Below are 1,122 nucleotides of genomic sequence, written 5' to 3'. Positions count from 1 at the left end.
GGTTCGGGGGTGGCCGACCAGGAGCCGGCCGGGGCGTCCACCCGGGTCGCGGGGTGTTCGCCGGGCCCGATGCCCGCCGCCGCGGCCCGCAGCGCGGCGACGAACCGCAGGCAGGTCTCGTAGCGGTCCTCCGGCGACTTGGCGAGCGCCTTCGCCAGTACGCCGTCGACGGTGGCGGGCAGCCCGGGCCGCAGCCCGCTCGGCGGGGTGGGCGGGTCGTACTGGTGGGCCCACAGCAGCGCCATGTCGTCGTCCCGCTGGAAGGGCGGCGCCCCGGTCAGGGTCTCCTGGACGACACAGGCGAGGCTGTACACGTCGCACCGCCCGTCCACCGGCCGCCCGGAGATCTGTTCCGGCGCCACGTAGTCGAGGGTCCCGACGAACTGGCCGACCGTGGTGAACCCGGTCAGTGACAGCGACTTCTTCGTCAGCCCGAAGTCCGTCAGGTACACATGCTCCGGGTGGTCGCTGTCGGTGCCCGCGGCCACCAGGATGTTGCCGGGCTTCACATCCCGGTGTACCAGGTCGTGGTCGTGGGCCGCGTCGAGCGCGGACGCGACCTGGGCGGCGATCCGGACGGCGGCCGTCAGGTCCAGCGGCCCGCGCCGGTCGATCAGGACGCGCAGATCCGCGCCCGCGACGAACCGCATCGCGATGTAGAGCAGCCCCTCCGTCTCGCCCGCCTCGAAAACCGGCACGATGTGGGGGTGGTCGATCGCGGCCGCCACCCGCGACTCGTGCGTGAACCGCTGCCGGAAGGTGTCGTTACGGGCCAGTTCGGGGGCGAGCAGCTTCAGCGCGACGATCCGGTCGAGCCGCAGGTCCTTGGCTCGGTAGACGACCGCCATGCCGCCGCGGCCGATCTCGGCCTCCACGAGATAGCTCGCGATCCGCTTGCCGACGAGATCGTCCTCGCGCCCGGTGGGCACCCCGGCGTCGTGCGACGGGGGAGGAGGCGGGGCCATGGCCTGTCACCGCCCGCCCGTCGAACCGTCCGACGCCCCGCCGCCGGACGGTTCCTCGGGCCCGGCGACGGTGATCGCCCGGGTGGGCTCGGGGGCGTCGGGGGTTCGACGAGGCGGGCGGTGACGGGTTCGTCGGGTGTCACCACGCGGGTAGGTT

The 1,122-nt window shown here is 73.7% G+C and carries 1 protein-coding gene; it reads right to left on the bottom strand.

The window, feature by feature from the left end; genetic code table 11:
* Window positions 1-965 (bottom strand): serine/threonine-protein kinase (locus tag D3105_RS33915; RefSeq protein ID WP_206273061.1); only part of this gene is annotated, 965 nt, incomplete at its 3' end.
* Window positions 966-1,122: the final 157 nt, after the last annotated feature.

This window comes from Streptomyces globisporus, from assembly GCF_003501885.1.
In the GTDB taxonomy this organism is placed as follows: domain Bacteria; phylum Actinomycetota; class Actinomycetes; order Streptomycetales; family Streptomycetaceae; genus Streptomyces; species Streptomyces globisporus_D.
The sequence above is the reverse complement of the archived record's forward strand: the minus strand, read 5'-3'. Positions and strand labels throughout refer to the sequence as shown.